17 protein-coding genes are annotated in these 16,884 nt (G+C 64.1%); 3 read left to right on the plus strand and 14 right to left on the minus strand.

Annotated elements, in window-relative coordinates:
- Window positions 1-70 precede the first annotated feature (70 nt).
- Window positions 71-376, plus strand: coding sequence for a ribbon-helix-helix domain-containing protein (locus tag UP09_RS14825; protein WP_044538926.1), 306 nt, complete (start codon window positions 71-73; stop codon window positions 374-376).
- Between the two features lie 77 nt (window positions 377-453).
- On the opposite strand, the gene UP09_RS14830 is transcribed toward UP09_RS14825, so the two are convergent.
- The 4 genes from UP09_RS14830 to UP09_RS14845 are packed head-to-tail and all read right to left on the minus strand — an operon-like array spanning window position 454 to window position 3,361.
- Window positions 454-2,022, minus strand: coding sequence for a GMC family oxidoreductase (locus UP09_RS14830; RefSeq protein ID WP_044538927.1), 1,569 nt, complete (start codon window positions 2,020-2,022; stop codon window positions 454-456).
- Between the two features lie 33 nt (window positions 2,023-2,055).
- Entirely contained in the window at window positions 2,056-2,604 is a 549-nt protein-coding gene (locus tag UP09_RS14835) for a twin-arginine translocation pathway signal (RefSeq protein WP_044538928.1), read from the minus strand.
- A gap of 40 nt (window positions 2,605-2,644) precedes the next feature.
- Window positions 2,645-3,040 carry a VOC family protein gene (locus UP09_RS14840; RefSeq protein ID WP_044538929.1) on the minus strand — a complete coding sequence of 132 codons (396 nt, stop codon included), beginning with the start codon at window positions 3,038-3,040 and terminating at the stop codon, window positions 2,645-2,647.
- Window positions 3,041-3,361 carry a c-type cytochrome gene (locus UP09_RS14845; RefSeq protein ID WP_044539182.1) on the minus strand — a complete coding sequence of 107 codons (321 nt, stop codon included), beginning with the start codon at window positions 3,359-3,361 and terminating at the stop codon, window positions 3,041-3,043.
- A gap of 386 nt (window positions 3,362-3,747) precedes the next feature.
- Between UP09_RS14845 and UP09_RS14850 the strand changes: the two genes are divergently transcribed.
- Window positions 3,748-4,041, plus strand: a complete 294-nt coding sequence (locus UP09_RS14850) for a hypothetical protein (RefSeq protein WP_044539183.1) — start codon at window positions 3,748-3,750, stop codon at window positions 4,039-4,041.
- A gap of 50 nt (window positions 4,042-4,091) precedes the next feature.
- Here UP09_RS14850 and arfB read toward each other — a convergent pair whose 3' ends face one another.
- From arfB to UP09_RS14890, 8 genes are all read right to left on the minus strand, one after another.
- The gene (gene arfB, locus UP09_RS14855) at window positions 4,092-4,511 is read right to left on the minus strand and encodes an alternative ribosome rescue aminoacyl-tRNA hydrolase ArfB (RefSeq protein ID WP_044538930.1); all 420 of its coding nucleotides are present in this window, start codon (window positions 4,509-4,511) and stop codon (window positions 4,092-4,094) included.
- A 190-nt stretch (window positions 4,512-4,701) separates the two neighbouring features.
- Window positions 4,702-6,066, minus strand: a complete 1,365-nt coding sequence (locus UP09_RS14860) for a M16 family metallopeptidase (protein ID WP_044538931.1) — start codon at window positions 6,064-6,066, stop codon at window positions 4,702-4,704.
- A complete protein-coding gene (locus UP09_RS14865) occupies window positions 6,063-7,454 on the minus strand; it encodes a M16 family metallopeptidase (protein WP_197082671.1) in 1,392 nt (463 codons plus the stop codon). The genes UP09_RS14860 and UP09_RS14865 overlap by 4 nt, the downstream gene beginning before the upstream one ends.
- Before the next feature lie 152 nt (window positions 7,455-7,606).
- On the minus strand, window positions 7,607-8,335 hold the full coding sequence (locus tag UP09_RS14870) for a hypothetical protein (protein WP_044538932.1): 729 nt from the start codon (window positions 8,333-8,335) through the stop codon (window positions 7,607-7,609).
- Between the two features lie 102 nt (window positions 8,336-8,437).
- On the minus strand, window positions 8,438-8,935 hold the full coding sequence (gene lspA / locus UP09_RS14875) for a signal peptidase II (RefSeq protein ID WP_044538933.1): 498 nt from the start codon (window positions 8,933-8,935) through the stop codon (window positions 8,438-8,440).
- Window positions 8,932-11,928, minus strand: coding sequence for an isoleucine--tRNA ligase (ileS, locus tag UP09_RS14880; RefSeq protein ID WP_044538934.1), 2,997 nt, complete (start codon window positions 11,926-11,928; stop codon window positions 8,932-8,934). Before ileS ends, lspA begins: the two co-directional genes overlap by 4 nt.
- 203 nt (window positions 11,929-12,131) lie before the next feature.
- Window positions 12,132-12,683, minus strand: coding sequence for a sugar O-acetyltransferase (locus UP09_RS14885; RefSeq protein WP_044538935.1), 552 nt, complete (start codon window positions 12,681-12,683; stop codon window positions 12,132-12,134).
- Window positions 12,680-13,663: a bifunctional riboflavin kinase/FAD synthetase gene (locus UP09_RS14890; RefSeq protein ID WP_044538936.1), complete on the minus strand. Its 984-nt coding sequence runs from the start codon at window positions 13,661-13,663 to the stop codon at window positions 12,680-12,682. Before UP09_RS14890 ends, UP09_RS14885 begins: the two co-directional genes overlap by 4 nt.
- Window positions 13,664-13,878: 215 nt before the next feature.
- On the opposite strand from UP09_RS14890, the gene UP09_RS14895 reads away from it, so the two are divergent.
- Complete coding sequence (locus UP09_RS14895; RefSeq protein WP_044538937.1) at window positions 13,879-14,274, plus strand: response regulator; 396 nt, start codon at window positions 13,879-13,881, stop codon at window positions 14,272-14,274.
- A 250-nt stretch (window positions 14,275-14,524) separates the two neighbouring features.
- Here UP09_RS14895 and UP09_RS14900 read toward each other — a convergent pair whose 3' ends face one another.
- Window positions 14,525-15,379 (minus strand): TIGR01459 family HAD-type hydrolase, encoded by an 855-nt coding sequence (locus UP09_RS14900; protein WP_044538938.1) that lies wholly within the window; start codon window positions 15,377-15,379, stop codon window positions 14,525-14,527.
- Between the two features lie 15 nt (window positions 15,380-15,394).
- Window positions 15,395-16,798, minus strand: a complete 1,404-nt coding sequence (locus UP09_RS14905; RefSeq protein ID WP_044539185.1) for an EAL domain-containing protein — start codon at window positions 16,796-16,798, stop codon at window positions 15,395-15,397.
- Window positions 16,799-16,884 lie beyond the last annotated feature (86 nt).

The following is a 16,884-nucleotide window of genomic DNA, read 5'->3' on the forward strand; positions in this document are numbered from 1 at the left end:
CGTGGTGATTGTGAGGCCCGACGCGCAGGTATATCGTTTAGAAAAATTATAATCTTGCCGGAGGATCGCCATGTGCCATTTGTTCGGGCACCAGCCGCAACGCAACTATGAATCGCAGACCCGATCGCTGCGGATCGGCCGCCATTGCACCTCGATCCGGCTGGAAATGTCGTTCTGGGATACGCTGGAGGAAATCGCGGCCAAGGAAGGCATGACCGTGGCCAAGTTCCTCACCACGTTGTACGGCGAGGTCCTCGACCACCATGGCGAAGTCAATAATTTCGCGTCGCTGTTGCGCTGCTGTTGCCTGATCTACCGCTCACAGAGTGCGCCCGCCGTGTTTCACCGCGAGTCCATCCTGGACGCCGCCGAATAGGCAAGGCGGCACTGACGGCAATGAAAAGCGGCTCCGCCCGTTCCGGGCAGAGCCGCTTTCGTTTGAGACTGCCGAACCTAGATCTCCTTGCGTTGCATCGCACCGGCGATGCTGTCGGCCTGCCGGATTGCCAGCGACACGATCGTCAGCGTCGGATTGCAGGCTGCACCCGAGGTGAACTGGCTGCCGTCGGAGACGAACAGGTTCTTGATGTCGTGGCTCTGGCCGAATTTGTTGACCACGCCGTCGCGCGGCTTCTCGCTCATCCGGTTGGTGCCCATGTTGTGGGTGCTGGGATAGGGCGGCGTGGGGTAGGTCACCGTGGCGCCGACCGCCTCGTAGACGGCAGATCCCTGTCTGTAGGCGTGCTCGCGCATCGCGACGTCATTGGGGTGATCGTCGAAATGCACGCTCGCGACCGGCATGCCGAACTTGTCTTTGGCCACCGGATCGAGCGTGATGCGGTTGGTCTCCTGCGGCATGTCTTCGCCGACCAGCCACATGCCCGCCATCCGCGGATAGCCATCGATCGCGCTGGTGAAGGAACGCCCCCACGCGCCGGGATTGAGGAACGCCGCCATGAACGGCAGGCCGAGCGACAGCGTCTCCATCTCGTAGCCGCCGACGAAGCCGCGCTTCGGATCGTTCTTTGCCTCGTCACGGACGATGCCGGCCATCGTGGTGCCGCGATACATGTGCACCGATTGCTCGAACACGGCGTACACGCTGCCGGTCATGTGCCGCATGTAGTTGCGTCCGACTTGCCCCGATGAGTTGGCAAGGCCGTCCGGGAACATGGTCGAGGCGCTGTTGAGCAGCAGCCGCGGGCTCTCGATCGAATTGCCGGCGACCGCCACGACGCGCGCCTTCTGGCGCTGCGTCGCGCCCGCAGCATCAGCATAGACCACGCCGGTCACCCTGCCGGATTGATCGTGCTCGATTTTGATCACCATGCTGTTGGGGCGCACTTCGAGATTGCCGGTGGCTTCGCCCTTCGGGATTTCCGTGTAGAGCGTCGACCACTTTGCGCCGGACTTGCAACCCTGGAAGCAGAAGCCGATCTGCTGGCACGCTCCACGCCCGTCACGCGGCTCGGAGTTGATCGCCATCCGCCCGGTATGGACCTCCTTGTAGCCGAGCTTCTTGGCGCCGGCCTCCAGCACCTTGAAATTGTTGTTGCCGGGTAGCCCAGGGATCCCGTTGGTGCGCGTCACGCCCATCTTGTTCTCGGCCTTGGCGTAGTATGGCTCCATATCGGCGAGCGTGATTGGCCAATCCAGAAGGTTGGCGCCGGGCAGGTTGCCGTAGGTCGACTTGGCCTTGAACTCGTGCTCGTCGAAGCGCAGCGAGGCGCCGGCCCAGTGCGTGGTCGAGCCGCCAACCGCCTTCACGATCCAGGCCGGCAGGTTCGCGAAATCCTTGGCTACGCGCCAGCTTCCCGACGTGGTGCGCATGTCCGACCAGGCGAGTTGGGTGAAGCTGTCCCATTCATCATTGATGAAATCCTGGTTCTCGATGCGGCTGCCGGCTTCCAGGATCACGACCTTGATGCCCTTTTGCGCCAGTTCATTGCCGAGCGTTCCGCCGCCGGCACCGGAGCCGACGATGACGACAACGCCGCTGTCATTCAGATCGAATTTTGCCATTGTTGGTTTCCTCCTGACGTTCGTTGCGTGGGTTCAAGCCTTCGGCAGCCAGTCGATGTCGGCGAAGCCGCGCTTGATGTAGCCGCCATGCTCGGCGGAGGAGCCCTCGTAGCCGAACTTCGGCCAAACCTCCTTGTTGTTGTAGAGCGACACGATGAGGTCGCCGCGGATCTTCTGGAAGAAGGCGCTCTGTTCGATTCGTTGCAGCAGCGCGACGCGGTCGTTCTCCCAGGCAAGCTGGACGTAAGGCATCTTGTGACGGTCGTTGGCCTCCTGATCGAGGCGCGCGACGCCGTCAGTGATCAGCGATTTCACCGCCGGATCCTTGGCCGCCTTGTCATCCCACGGCTTGATCGCTGATATGTAGTAGCTGTCGCCGAGGAAATCTTGCGGGTAGATGTCGCGCGCTATCTTCAACAGCGTCTTCAGCGTGGCCGGCGGCAGCGTGCTCGCCTCATCGGCCCAGGCGTCGGTAACGCCGAGCCCTGTGCTGGTCGCGATTGCGACCGCAGGCGCGGTCGCTGCGGCGCCCTTCAGGAAGATTCGGCGGTCAAATTTGCTGCGACGATCGACTTCTCTCATGGGTTTCCTCCGTAAAATTATTGTTTGATTGCGATTGTTATTACCCGAAGCGCCCGCCGCGCTGGATCACCTCGATCTTGTAGCCGTCGGGATCGGAGACGAAGAAGAAGCGCGCCAGCGTCTCGCCGTCATGCTTGAAATCACGCAGTGGCCCGGGCGACAGCTTCTCCCTTTCGAAGCGTGCATGCTCGGTGTCGACGTCATCGACGACCACCGCGAGATGGCCGTAGCCGTCGCCGAGCGCGTAAGGCTCCTTGCGATCGAAATTCACCGTGAGTTCGACCTCGAACGGCGAGGAGGGATGGCGCAGATAGATCAGCGCGAAATCGGGAAATCTCAGATTGTCGGCAATCTCGAGGCCGAACGCGCGCTGGTAGAAGTCGAGCGCTTTGGCCTCGTCGAATACGCGGATCATGGAATGAACGGGTTTCGCCATTCAGCTCAGCTCCTTCAGATAGGCGATGATCAGGGCGCGGGTTTCGGGTTTGGCCTGCCGATAGGCCATCACGGCGCCGGGGATGAGGTCTTGCGGATTGGTCAGCCAGGCATCGAGCTTGGCCTCGTCCCAGACGAAGTCGGCCGTGGCGAAGCCTGCGGAATATTTGAAGCCATCAGCCTTGCCGGCGGGCCGGCCGACGATCTTGTCAAGCGACGGCCCCTGCCGAACCGGATCCGACGTGTTGGTGGTGTGGCAGGTCGCGCATTGCTGCTTGAACAGCGTAGGACCATCGGGTGGCTTGGCGGCAGGCAGGGGCATTTGCGCAACCGTCATTTGCACCGCAAGCATCGCGCCGCAACATCCCAGCCCGATCGTCCATGCTGCGCGCAGCTTTGTCATCTACATCACCGTTGGCGTGCAACGACTGTAGGGCGCGCAAAACTGCCGGTGGTAGTAGCGGGCTGTTTCACTGCAGAACAAAAGCAGGCGAGAACCGGAGAGCGGAACCGGGCTGCCGCATATGCGAACGAGAATTTCGCAAAATGACCGCGATATCCCTGCACGATGACCACACGATGCGGCTTGCATCGCACCTGCGTCGTTTGTGCAAATTCAATCGCGTGCGATGGGTCAGGTTCGGTGCCGCAAACGGCGCACACATGCGCCGCGCCGTCCATCGTCAATCAATGTTCGAGGAGAATTGGATGAAGTTTGCGAAAACCACCGTGCTCGCCTTTGCCGTCTCAGCCGCGCTGGCCAGCCCCGTCCTTGCGCAAGGCGCGTCGTCCGACACGCAGATGCGCGGCGGCGCACAGGGTAAAACCACCGCGCCGGGAGGAATGTCAGGCGGTGGCGACGAGGAACTCGAGTCGCAAACGGCCGCGCCGGCACAAAAAGGCAGCGTCAACGCCAAGGCGGGCAGCAAGACCACCGTCGGGTCCGGCCACGCCACGCCGCCGAAGGCGATCGGTACGGAGTCCGGCAGCAAGCGCGACTGATTCCGCAAAATCCAGATGCGGTGTCTCGCACCGCATCTGGAACTCCGATCTTAATCGTCGAAGCTGGGGCCGCCGCGCCCGGCCTTGATGTCGCCGCGGCGCTTCTTGCCTTCGAGCCGGCGCTGCTTGGAGCCGAACGTCGGCTTGGTCGGCCGCCGCGGCGTCGGCCGTACCATCGCCTCCTTCAACATCTCGAGCAGCCGCTCGGTCGCATCGGCCCGATTCCGCTCCTGGGAACGAAAGCGAACGGCCTGGATCACGATCACGCCGTCCTTGGTCATGCGGCTGCCGGCCAGGCGGGCGAGGCGTTGCGCGGCGTCCGCCGGCAAATTGATCTTGTTGGTGTCGAAGCGGAGCTGCGCTGCGGTCGAGACCTTGTTGACGTTTTGCCCGCCCGGACCGGAGGCGCGGACAAAAACGATCTCGATGTCGTTCTCGTCGATTACAAGGTCGCGGGAAACCCGCAGCATGGCATCACCAGGGGAAAAGAATCGGCAGATGCAAGATAGCGGGTTTGCGTTGCGTGTGCTCGGGGCGTGTTGAGGTCGACTACGTCTGCGATCAGAGCGCGTGGCTACCCCTCTCCCCAACCCTCCCCCCTTGTGGGGGAGGGCGGGGAGAGGGTAAGCCGCGATGGAGGTCTGCTTTTATAGAACCGCGTCAGTTCGACTTCGGCGGAGCCGACGCCGGTTGGGCGGCTGCCTGCGGGGCGCGGCCGACGATCACGGTGAGCAGGCCGTCGCCCCAGAGCTTCTTCGCAACCCGCCTGGTGTCGTCAAGCGTCACCGCGTCGACGATGGCGCTGCGTTTCTCGATGTAGTCGATCGGCAGCTTGTCGAGCTGGTATTGCAGCATCGCCTGCGCCAGCTTGGAGGAGGTGTCGAGCGCCAGCATCTGCGAGCCCTTCAGATAGGACTTCGCCTCGTCGAGCTCCTGCTGCGTTGGGCCCTCCTCGGCGATGCGGCGGATTTCCTTGTCGATCGCATCGACGGTCTCGCCGGCGCGATCGGCGCGGGTGCCGGTGTTGCCGATGAACAGCGAAGAGTGATCCATCCAGATCAGAGCTTCGTAGATCGAATAGGCCAGTCCCCGTTTCTCGCGCACTTCCTTATAGAGCCGCGACGACAGGCCGCCGCCGCCGAGAATGTGGTTCAGTACATAGGCGGTCATGAAGTCCGGGTCATGCCTGTTGATGCCGGGGCCGCCGAAGGTGACGACGGTCTGCGGCACGTCGAGCGGGATGAAGGCGCGCTGTGGCGGCTTGGTCACGACGACGTCGGGGACCGGCGTCAGCTCGGCCTTGGCCGGCAGGCTACCGAAGGTCTTGTCGAGCAGTTTGCCGAGCGTGTCGGGGTCGATGTCGCCGACCACGGCGATGCGCAGCGTATCCTTGGCGATGACCCGACGCGTGTAGTCCTTCAGGTCAGCGATCTCGATCTTCGGTACGGTCTCCAGCGTGCCGGTGGCCGATCGGCCATAGGGATGATCGCCGAACGCGACTTCGAGGAACTTGCGGCCGGCCAGCGAGGACGGGTTGGTCGATTCACGGCGCAGGGTCGAGATCACCTGGCCGCGGATGCGTTCGACGTCTACAGGCTCGAAATGCGCCGAGGTCAGTGCCATCCGCAACAGCTCGTAGGCTTCGTCCTTGTTGTCCTTGAGCATCCGAAGCGAGCCGCGGAAGTGATCGCGTGCCACGGCAAAGCTCAGTTCGATGGCACGGCGGTCGAGCCGCTCATGGTAGGCATTGGAATCGAGATCGCCGGAGCCTTCGTCGAGCAGGTCGGCGACCAGGTTGCCGACGCCGGGTTTGCCGGCCGGATCCTGGCTCGCGCCGCCGCTGAAGGCATACTCCATCGCGATCAAGGGCACGGTCGCGTCCTGCACGAACCACGCCTCGATGCCACCGGGCGACACCAGCTTCTGGATCTTGGCCGCGGCCTGCGAGGGCGCCGATGACAGCGTCAGCATCGCGGCGCAGGCGCCGCCGATCAGCGCCACGCGGCGGGTGAGGGAATAGGTCACGAGCGCTTCTCCTCGCGTTTCGGCGCAGTATCCTTGATCAGATAGCCGGTCACCGACCGGTTCTTGTCGAGCCATTTGGCCGCGGCGTCGCGCACCTGCTCGGCGGTGACGGCGCGGATGCGGTCCGGCCAGCTCCTGATATCGTCGATGCTGAGTCCAGTGGTCAGGGCACCGCCATACCACCGCGCCAGTGTCGCCTGATTGTCCTGGGCGTAGATCGCTTCGGCAATCAGCTGGGTCTTGACCCGCTCGAGGTCCTCGGCGCGCGCGGTGTTCTGCGCGAGGTCGGCGATCACCTTGTCGACGGCGTCCTCGATCGGCGCAAACTCGACGCCTTGCTTCGGCGTCACCGAGATCGAGAACTGCGACGGATCGAGGGACGTGCCCTGGTAGCCGGCGCCGGCGCTGATCGCCAGCCCCTTGTCGATCACCAGCGCGCGGTAAAGATAGGAGTTGGCGCCGCCGCCCATCAATTGCGCGAGCACATCGAGCGCGGGACTTTCGCCGGCTGCCGCGGTCGCGGCCGATGGCACCAGATAATAGCGGCGCAAGCCGGGCTGCTCGACGCGCGGATCTGCCAGCGTCACGGTGCGCGGCGCCACCGGCGTCGGCTCCTGCGGCCGGATGCGTTTTTCAGCGATCGAGCGTTGCGCCGGGATCGGCGTGAAATTCTTCTCCACCAGCGGGCGGATATCCTTGACGTCGACGTCGCCGGCGATGACCATGATCGCGTTGTTCGGCGCGTAGAAGCGCCTGTAGAACGCGAGTGCATCCTCGCGGTCGAGCTTCTCGATCTCCTGGTGCCAGCCGATCACCGGGCGACCATAGGGATGGTTGAGGTAGAGCGCGGCCATGATCTGCTCGGTCAGCCGGGCATCCGGATTGTTGGCGACGCGCATGTTGTACTCTTCGAGCACGACATCGCGTTCGGGCAGCACATTCTCATCCTTGAGGATCAGGCCGGTCATGCGGTCGGCCTCGAACTCCATCATCGAGGCGAGCTGCTCGCGCGGCACGCGCTGGAAGTAGCCGGTGTAGTCGACCGAGGTGAAGGCGTTCTCGTTGCCGCCGACCCGCAACACGGTCTGCGAGAACTCGCCGGCCGGGTGCTTGGCGGTGCCCTTGAACATCAGATGCTCAAGGAAGTGTGCGAGCCCGGATTTGCCGGGCGTCTCGTCCGCGGAGCCGACCTTGTACCAGATCATCTGCGTCACGACAGGCGTGCGGTGATCGGGGATCACCACGACCTGCAGTCCGTTATCGAGTGTGAAGCTGGCGGGGCGTTCGGAGGTCACCGTGGTCTGGGCGCGGAGGCCGCTGCTCGACAGCAAGATTGTGGAAACAAGTGCGGCAGCGAAAAGGGCAGTCGCTCGGCGTGAGGGCATCATAGTCCTTATGGAAGCCCGGACACGCGGTCGGGGCGCGAAAGCAGGGCATGCTACACGGGACTGCCCGTGCCTGATGTCACAAAGCGGAGAGACGCGCGCCACCCCGAATTAAGCTTTGACCATGTCAGGCCCGGCCGGCAGATGTCACGCAACTACTCGAGCGGTTTGCCGGTCATGGCGTCGTATTTGCCTTCATTGGCCTTCGGCTTCTGCGGTCCGGTGCCATAGGCAAAGTTCGATGATGGTGTCTGGTAGCCCGCAGGCGGCGCGGTCAGGGAATCGCGCGGCGGCTCACCCTTGAACGGTGCCGACTCGCTGCTGTTTCCCTTGAAGACGCCGAGCAGGCCGCCGGTGTAGCCGAGCTGGTCCGGCAGCAGCGAAGGATTCTTGGTCACGCCGGGTTCAATCGGCTCCCTGCTGTTGTCGACGGCGGTCTGTTGCTTCCTGCCTGCATCGATCTCGGCTGGCGTAAGCGGAGCAGACTCCTGCCACGGCTGCTTCTTGACTTCCTTCTTCCGTGCCTCGATCGCAGCCTTGCGCTTGGCGATATCGGGATCCTTCGGCCAGTTCGGTGCATTGGCCTGGACGGCGGAGGCCGGCGGGGGCAGGTCGAGTTTCGGCGGCACCACCAGCGGGGAGCGCTCGCGGTAGTCGATGCCCTTGCTTGCCGCGCTCCTGGCGCCGAGCCCGCTCATAAGATTGTCGACGATCCGCTCTTCGAAGGTCAGGCCGTCGTCATCTTCGTCATCGTCGCCGGCGCGTACCGGGCCAGCCGACATGACGAGGCCGATGCCGGCCGCAACCAGCGCCAGGCGAAGGCCGCGCATCAGCGTCAGCCGGGAGGTCCAGGTCAGGTAACCGCTGATATCGGTGTTGCGCATCGCGCTCTTCCCATCTCAAATTTCGGCAAAGCGATCACTGGCTTAGGCACAGTTTCGCTGCATGCGACCGGTCTACCGCCGACAGGCTCGTATCGGCCGGGATCAGGGCGCTTTTGCGGCGGGTACCCCCAGGAAGGAATCATACAACAGGGTCGCGACCCCAGCAACGATGGCCGTATCGGCGAGGTTAAACACATACCAATTGAAGGTTTTTTCGCCGATCTGAACGTGAAACAAGGCAAAATCGACCACTGCCCCATAGGCGAAGCGGTCGATCCCGTTACCGATGGCGCCACCGATGATCAGGCCGAGCGCCACCGTGGCAAGCCAGGTCCGGGACCGGGCCATCCAGATGGCCAGCGCAATCACCGCGGCCGCCTTGACCACCATCAGCAGGATCTGTGCCGCCGGGCTCTCGCTCTGAAACCAGCCGAAGCTGATCCCGGGATTCCAGGCCAGCACCAGGTCGAAGAACGGCGTCACCCGCACCGCGCCACGATGGACGATGTCGAAGACGTACAGCAGCCACAGCTTGGAGGCCTGATCGACGATCAGGGTCGCGATGGCGGCGAGCACGCCGGCGCGCAGCGTGGGAGTCAAGCGGTGCCCCCCAGCGCCTTCCACTCGCGCAGCGCCTGCGCGTCGCGCGGCGAGACGTCGGGATATTCGGCATCCTCGCCGACCGTGGGCAGGATCTTCCACGAGCGCGCGCATTTCGTCCCGACCGCCTTCTCGACCACCACGGCCACTCCGGGCACGGCATCCAGACGGAATGCATTGGCGGGCGCTTCGCCCTCGCGCACCTCGTAGTTCGAGGTGATGCAGACCTCGGCGAGGTCGACGTCGAACAAAACAGCCAATGTGTCCCTGTCAGCGATGTAGATGACCGGCGAGGCCTCCAGCGACGAGCCGATGTTCTTGGCGGCACGTTCGAGCTCGAGCGCGCCGGTGACGACGCGGCGCACGTTGCGGATCGTCTCCCATTTCGCGGCGAGGGCGTCGTCGCGGAACTGCTCGAGCCCGTCCAGGAACAGCGTCAGGTGCACCGACGGCTCGGCGTCCGGCCGGTACATCCGCCACGCTTCGTCGGTGGTGAAGCTCAGCACCGGCGCAAGCCAGCGCAGGATCGCGTCGCACAGCATGTCGATCGTGGTCAGCGCCGCCTTGCGCGCCACCGAGGACGGCGGATCGCAATACAGCGTGTCCTTGCGGATATCGAAGTAGAACGCCGACAGCTCGGTGTTCATGAAGGCGGAGAGGCTTGCGACCACGGTCTTGTAGTCGAATTCAGCATAGGCCTTGCGGATGGTCTCGGCCTGGCCGGCAAGCCCGTGCAGCATCAGCCGCTCGAGTTCGGGCATGTCGGCCGTGGCGACCTTATCGCTCGGTTTGAAGTGGTGCAGCGTCCCGAGCATCCAGCGGATCGAGTTGCGCAGCTTGCGATAGGTCTCGATGGTGTTCTTCAGGATCTCCGACCCGATGCGCTGGTCGTCGGCATAGTCGGTGGCGCAGACCCACAGCCGCAAAATATCTGCGCCGGAATCCTTCATCACCTTTTGCGGCTCGACGGTGTTGCCGACCGATTTCGACATCTTGCGGCCGTTTTCGTCGAGCGTGAAACCGTGAGTGAGCACGATGTCGAACGGTGCGCGACCGCGTGTGCCGCTGCTTTCCAGCAGGGAGGATTGAAACCAGCCACGATGCTGGTCGCTGCCTTCCAGATACATCACCGTGTCGTTGCCGCCATCGACCTTGCGGACAATCTGGCCGAGCTGGGGAAAATGCTGGCGGTCCTCCAGGACGAAGGCGTGGGTCGAGCCGGAATCGAACCAGACGTCGCAGATATCGTCGACTTTCTTCCAGTCTTCGCCGGCGCGCGAACCCAGAAAGCGCTCGCGCGCCCCGTCCATGTACCAGGCGTCGGCGCCTTCCTCCATGAACGCCTCGGCGATGCGCTGATTGACGATTTCGTCCTGCAGGATTTCCGCGGAACCGTCGTCCTTCTCGCGCACGAATACCGCGATCGGCACGCCCCAGGCGCGCTGGCGCGAGATCACCCAATCGGGCTTGCTGTCGATCATGCCATTGATGCGGTTCTTGCCCGCCGGCGGCACCCATTGCGCAACCGAGATCGCATGCAGCGCGCGGGCGCGCAGCGTATCGCCCTTCTTCGCATGGCCTTCGTCTACGATGGGCTTGTCCATCGCGATGAACCATTGCGGCGTGTTGCGGAAGATCACCGGCTTCTTGGAGCGCCAGGAGTGCGGGTACTGATGCTTGAGGCGGCCGCGCGCGAGCAGCATGCCACGCTCGACCAGCGCCTTGATCACGGCCTCGTTGGCGTCGCCCTTTTCGCCCCTGTCGTTGATCACGCGCTTTCCGGTGAAGCCGGGCGCGTGATCGGTAAAGGCGCCGTTCTCATCGACGGTGTAGGGGATCGTGGTGTTGATGCCGCGGCTCTCCAGCTCGCGCGCGTTCGCCATCCAGACGTCAAAGTCCTCGCGGCCATGACCGGGCGCGGTGTGCACGAAGCCGGTACCGGTGTCGTCGGTGACGTGGTCACCGGCCAGCAGCGGTACGGTGAATTCATAGCCCGCGAGACCCTTCAATGGATGCGCGCATTCGACCGCATCCAAGGTGTCTCCCGGGATGACGCGCACCTTCTCGTAAGCGGTGACGCGCGCCTGCTTGAATACGCCCTCCGCCAGCGCATCGGCGAGGATCAGGAGATCGCCATTGCGGGCCCAATTGTCGGCCGGCGCGTCGGCGACCTTGTAGAGGCCATAGGCGATCTTCGGCGAGAAGGAGATGGCGCGGTTGCCGGGCAGCGTCCACGGCGTGGTGGTCCAGATCACCACCGAGGCATTGGCGAGCATGCCATGCGCCGGCGAGGTGACGGGGAATTTCACCCATACTGTATCGGAGGTGTAATCCTCGTACTCGACCTCCGCCTCGGCGAGCGCGGTCTTTTCGACCACGCTCCACATCACCGGTTTGGAGCCGCGATAGAGCGTGCCGTTGGCCGCGAACTTCATCAGCTCGCGCGCGATCGCAGCCTCTGCCGGATAGCTCATCGTCTCGTAGGGATGGTCCCAGTCGCCGATGATGCCGAGCCGCTTGAACTCCTCGCGCTGCACGTTGATCCAGTGCGTCGCATAGGCGCGGCACTCCTTGCGGAACGCCACCATCGCGGCGGAGTCGCGGAAGTCGGGCTTCTGCTTGCCCTTGGAGCGGTAATTCTCCTCCTCGATCTTCCATTCGATCGGCAGGCCGTGGCAGTCCCAGCCCGGCACGTAGTTGGAGTCGAAGCCCAGCATCTGCTGGCTCTTGGTCACGACGTCCTTGAGGATCTTGTTCAGCGCATGCCCGATATGGATATGGCCGTTGGCGTAGGGCGGGCCGTCATGCAGCACGAATTTGGCGCGGCCCTCGGCGGACTGGCGCAGCTTCCCGTAGAGGTCGATCTCGGTCCAGCGTTTCAGGATTTCCGGCTCGCGCTGGGGCAGGCCGGCGCGCATCGGGAAATCCGTCTGCGGCAGGTAGAGGGTCTTGGAATAGTCGCTGGCGTCGGTCTTTTGCGGCTTGTCGGACATAAATGCTCTGATTTTGGCTCGGAGGGGCGCGGAAACGCGGTGAAACGAGGACATCCCGGTCTTGCGCCGAGCCGTGAGGCTCAGGCGGAAGCCGGGCCGCTAATCCGTATGATGCGCCGCGAAAACATGGGGTTTCCATAGCAGCCGGGCGGGGAAATCGCAAAGCCCTCCGGGCTGCCCGCAGGCCGCCCCCGCGGCACCCGTTAACCTGGGCGTGGCCGGGCCGGATTTCCCGTTACGGTCGCACCTGACGCGACGTCCCGCGTGACCACGCTGCCGGCGCCGATCAGTGCGCCGTCACCAATGCTGACGCCGGGCAGGATGATGGCACCGCCGCCGATCCAGACGTCGCTGCCGATCCGGATCGGACGGCCGAATTCCAGCCCGGCGCGCCGGGTTTCGGCGTCACGGGGATGGTCGGCGGTATAGATCTGCACGGCGGGTCCGATCTGGGTGCGATCGCCGATCGTGACCTCGACGACGTCGAGGATCACGCAATTGAAGTTGAGGAAAACGCCGTCGCCGAGGCTGATATTGCTGCCGTAATCGCAGAAGAACGGCGGCCGTATCACGGCATCCTTGCCGACCCGGCGGAAGCGTTCGCCGAGCAGCGCGTGCAATTCGCTTGCCGCAGATGCCCCCGATATGTTGTAGCGCGCCATCCATTGTTCTGCCGCCGTGTGGTCGGCGGCGAGCTCGGCATCCGGGCGATAGAGTTCGCCCGCGAGCATCTTCTGCTTTTCGGTCTTGTTCAACCAATCACTCCGAGCTTCGGGAACGCGTCCGGCGCCGCAGCCAGGGCCGCGCGCGCGGTGGCGCTGTCGTCATCCATCTGGCGTATCAACGCTTCGATGGCGTCGAATTTCAGCTCGTCGCGAATGAAGCTGATGAAGGCGACGTCGAGGACCTTGCCGTAGAGGTCGCCCTTGAAATCGAACAGGAACACCTCGAGCAGCGGCGCGCCGTTGTCGAAGGTCGGGCGGCGGCCGAAGCTCGCGACGCCGTCGAACCGCATTTGGTCACTTCCCTGGCCGAGACCGACCCGCACCGCATAGATGCCGTGCTTCAGCCCGCAAGTCTTGTCGAGCCGCATATTGGCGGTGGGATAGCCGAGATCGCGGCCGCGCTTCTCGCCGTGGATCACCTCGCCGGTCGCGAACCACGGCCCACCCAGCATGGTGGTGGCATCGGCGATCTGGCCTTCGGCGAGCGCCATGCGGATGGCGCTGGAGGATACCGGTCGCTCCTCAATGTCGACATGGGCCTGCACGTCGACCTCGATGCCGAGCCGCGGCGCTTCGCTGACGAGGAGGCTTGGCGAGCCGACCCGGCCCTTGCCGAAATGGAAGTCGTAGCCGACCGCGATCCCGCTGATGCCGAGCCGGCCGATCAGATCATGATGAATGAAATCCTGCGCCGTGGTCCCGGCACGCGCCTTGTCGAAGGTCATCACCACCGCGCCGGCGAGCCCGGTGGCTGCGAGAAGCCGCAGCTTGTTGCTCTCGTCCGTGAGACGGAATTGCGGGCTGTTCGGGCTGAAGAAGCTGCGTGGATGCGGCTCGAAGGTGACTGCCAGCGCGGGCCTGCCACGCGCGTTGCCCATCGCCAGGGCTGCGCCGATCACGGCGCGGTGGCCAAGATGGACGCCGTCGAAATTGCCCATCGCGACCACGGCGCCTTTCGGGATCGCACTCGCTGGGGTGTTGTCGCGGATAACGGTAAAACCAGTGCTCATGTCAGGGGTTCTTCAAGGATTCTTAAGCATGATTGTTGCGGCCGGACGGTGACGTGTCGACGGCTTGGAAGTCAAGCAGGCCAAAATCGCGTCAAATCCGTAACAATCCGGTTCCCGCCGGTTAACGCGCTGTTTAACGCCTGCTGCTAGTCCTTGGCGGAGAGCTGCGGGTCGCGCAGAAGCGTAATTGCGTTAGCGTCGTGTGGGGGAAGAAGATGGCGGTTGATTTGTCCATGTCGGTTCTGGTGGTTGATGACTACAGCACCATGATCCGCATCATCCGGAATCTTCTCAAGCAGCTTGGCTTCGAGAACATCGACGACGCCTCCGACGGCTCGGCGGCGCTGAACAAGATGCGCGTCAAGAAGTATGGCCTGGTGATTTCCGACTGGAATATGGAGCCGATGACCGGCTACGACCTGCTCAAGGAAGTCCGCGCCGATCCCAATCTCGCCACCACGCCCTTCATCATGATCACGGCGGAATCCAAGACCGAGAACGTGATCGCGGCCAAGAAGGCCGGCGTGAACAACTACATCGTCAAGCCGTTCAACGCGGCGACGCTGAAGACCAAGATCGAGGCGGTCTTCCCGGACATGGCGACGGCGTAACGCGCCCGCTACTTGCAAGCATCAATGTTCGTCATGCCCGGGCTTGTCCCGGGCATCCACGTCTTTGGGGTGCGGCGAGGGGATGTGCGCACAATTTCGGAATATTGGAATATATCCCTGAGTTGCCCGACGTGTCAAGTTGCCTGGTCGGGCGTCGGCCGCCGCCGGCTACTTTGCATGGGGTTGTTTTCGATATTTTGGTCGCGCGCCCCTGCGACGGTCGAGTTACGGGGCGCAGCGTCGCTTGTCGCTACCACTTCAACTCGCGCATCAGCGCGCGGGGTGGGTGGCCGAACAATTCCTTCACCGAGGCCGGGTCGAGCTGGTCGATGCCCTCGAATTCCTCGGAATGGATACCCCGTGTGATGAACAGGAGGTCGATGCCGAAGCCATGGGCGCCGGCGAGATCGGTGCGCACGGAATCGCCGATCGCCAGCACGCGGCTCAGCTCGGCCGGTCGGCCGCGGCGTTCGGTGGCCAGCGCCATGGCGCGCTCATAGATCGGCCGGTGCGGCTTGCCGTAGAAGATCACCTCGCCGCCGAGCTCGCGATAGAGTTCGGCGATCGCGCCGGCGCAATAGATCAGCCGGTCGCCGCGCTCGACCACGATGTCCGGGTTGGCGCAGACCAGCGGAAGCTTGCGCGCGAGCGCCTTCATCAGCATGTCGCGATAGTCTTCGGCGGATTCGGTCTCGTCGTCGAACAGGCCGGTGCAGATGATGTAGTCCGCCTGCTCCAGCGGCACCATCGTCGCATCGAGGCCGCGATGGATCGAGCTGTCGCGCTCCGGGCCGACCCAGAAGATTTTCTGGCCGGGATGATCGGCCACGAAATGACGGGTCAGGTCGCCCGACGAGACGATGGCGTCATAGGTCTCGTCGGCGACGCCGAGCTTGCGGAGCTGCCTCTGCACGGAATCGGCCGGCCGCGGCGCATTGGTGATCAGGATGACGGTGCCGCCCTGCTGACGGAATGTGTGCAGCGCCTCGCAGGCCTCCGGAAAGGATTCCAGCCCGTTGTGCACGACGCCCCAGATGTCCGACAGCACGACGTCGACGCCGCCGACGAGGTCACGCAGCCGATCCGCGAATCGAAGCGAGGTCATGACCGGAAACGCCCGTTAGCTCGGACCGACGGCGCGGCGTGCCAGTGCGGCATTGCCGGTTGTGCGCGGCGGCTGTTCCATTGCGGAGCTGGAGACAGGGGCTGAATTGCTGGCGCCATTGAGGTCCTGCGGCTTGGTCTGGGGAACCTCGGCGGTAGCAGATGCCCCCTCCGGCCGCAACGGCCGCGGCGGCGCGAACAGGAAGCCCTGGCCGAACCGGACATCGTAGTCGAGCAGGTCGACCACGGCGCGCTCGCCCTCGATCTTTTCCGCGATCAGGTCGATGCCGTAGCGGCCGAGCAGGTCGGAGAGGTCTGACGGGTGGATGTCCGTGGCGGCACTCTGCCTGGGATCAAGCAAAAGCGACGCGGGCACCTTGATGAAGCGGACGCCGCGGTCGGCGAGCTCGCGCGGCTCGATACGAAGGTCGCTGACATGGTCGATCGAGAAGCGGTAACCGCGCTGCGACAGCGCGGCGAGATTGTCGCTCTCGGTTGGCCCAAGATTGCGGAACGTCGCCTGCTTGAACTCGAGCACGAAGGAGGGCGCCAGCGCGCGGTTGGCTTCGAGGAAGTCGAGGCATTGGGTGAAATTGACCGGGCTTGCGAGCGTCGCTGCCGAGACATTGCAGAACACGCCGACGTCCTTGTTGCGCACCATCAGGCGGCGCAGCACCTGGATACAGCGCAGCATCACCATGTGGTCGATGCGGCCGATCAAGCCGCCGGCCTCGGCGACGCCGATGAAGTCGTCGGCGGCAAGGATCTGGTCGCGCTCGTCGCGCAACCGCGTCACCGCCTCGTAGTAGCGCACCTTGCGCTGCGGCAGCGTCACCATCGGCTGCAGGTAGATGTCGAGACGGTTGTCCTCGATAGCGCTCTTCACCGCGCCGAGGAGCTGGCTCCCGTTGCGTGCGACCGCGGCGACCGGCACCGGCTGAGGTGCCGCAGTGACGGTCGGGATCGGCGCGGCCGCCTGCAGCAGGTCGTCCCGCGGCAATGCGGGGGCCGGATTTGCCGCGAGCTGGTCTTCCTGGCTGGCCACGGAGGCTGCGAGCTGCTTCACCAGCACGCCAAGCTCATTGATCTCGCCGGCCATCGCCTGCATCCGGTCGGCGCCAGTGGAATTGGCCGACGTCACGCGGCCCTCGACGGCAGCCAGCCGGCGGCCGAATTCGGCGACCTGACGGGCGAGGTCGGCGGTGCCGCGCGACAGATCCGCGATCTGGCCGCCGACGTCGCTGCGGTCGCGCAGCCGCATCGAGACCGCGTTGTAGAGGATCAGGAAGGTGAGGGCGGTGAGCGCCACGATCGCCGATTCCGATCCGCTGATGCCCGCCACCGAATACAGGACGAAGCCGAGCGAGGCTGCGACCAGCACCATGCAGATGGCGATGAAAATCGTCGAAATGCGAATCATGTCGCGCGCTATGCCCTCCAGGCCGCACAAGCTTAGCATCAATGTTGATTCGACGGGCCAGCGTTCTTTGGAACCGGCTGGAACTG

The sequence above is a fragment of the Bradyrhizobium sp. LTSP885 genome (assembly GCF_000938305.1).
Classification (GTDB): Bacteria; Pseudomonadota; Alphaproteobacteria; order Rhizobiales; family Xanthobacteraceae; genus Bradyrhizobium.

Excerpts from the sequence above, each read along its gene's own strand:
- UP09_RS14825 (WP_044538926.1), top strand. The coding sequence starts at position 71 with ATGTGCCATTTGTTCGGGCACCAGCCGCAACGCAACTATGAATCGCAG.
- UP09_RS14830 (WP_044538927.1), bottom strand. The coding sequence starts at position 2,022 with ATGGCAAAATTCGATCTGAATGACAGCGGCGTTGTCGTCATCGTCGGC.
- UP09_RS14835 (WP_044538928.1), bottom strand. The coding sequence starts at position 2,604 with ATGAGAGAAGTCGATCGTCGCAGCAAATTTGACCGCCGAATCTTCCTG.
- UP09_RS14840 (WP_044538929.1), bottom strand. The coding sequence starts at position 3,040 with ATGGCGAAACCCGTTCATTCCATGATCCGCGTATTCGACGAGGCCAAA.
- UP09_RS14845 (WP_044539182.1), bottom strand. The coding sequence starts at position 3,361 with ATGCCCCTGCCTGCCGCCAAGCCACCCGATGGTCCTACGCTGTTCAAG.
- UP09_RS14850 (WP_044539183.1), top strand. The coding sequence starts at position 3,748 with ATGAAGTTTGCGAAAACCACCGTGCTCGCCTTTGCCGTCTCAGCCGCG.
- arfB (WP_044538930.1), bottom strand. The coding sequence starts at position 4,511 with ATGCTGCGGGTTTCCCGCGACCTTGTAATCGACGAGAACGACATCGAG.
- UP09_RS14865 (WP_197082671.1), bottom strand. The coding sequence starts at position 7,454 with ATGATGCCCTCACGCCGAGCGACTGCCCTTTTCGCTGCCGCACTTGTT.
- UP09_RS14870 (WP_044538932.1), bottom strand. The coding sequence starts at position 8,335 with ATGCGCAACACCGATATCAGCGGTTACCTGACCTGGACCTCCCGGCTG.
- ileS (WP_044538934.1), bottom strand. The coding sequence starts at position 11,928 with ATGTCCGACAAGCCGCAAAAGACCGACGCCAGCGACTATTCCAAGACC.
- UP09_RS14890 (WP_044538936.1), bottom strand. The coding sequence starts at position 13,663 with ATGAGCACTGGTTTTACCGTTATCCGCGACAACACCCCAGCGAGTGCG.
- UP09_RS14895 (WP_044538937.1), top strand. The coding sequence starts at position 13,879 with ATGGCGGTTGATTTGTCCATGTCGGTTCTGGTGGTTGATGACTACAGC.
- UP09_RS14900 (WP_044538938.1), bottom strand. The coding sequence starts at position 15,379 with ATGACCTCGCTTCGATTCGCGGATCGGCTGCGTGACCTCGTCGGCGGC.
- UP09_RS14905 (WP_044539185.1), bottom strand. The coding sequence starts at position 16,798 with ATGATTCGCATTTCGACGATTTTCATCGCCATCTGCATGGTGCTGGTC.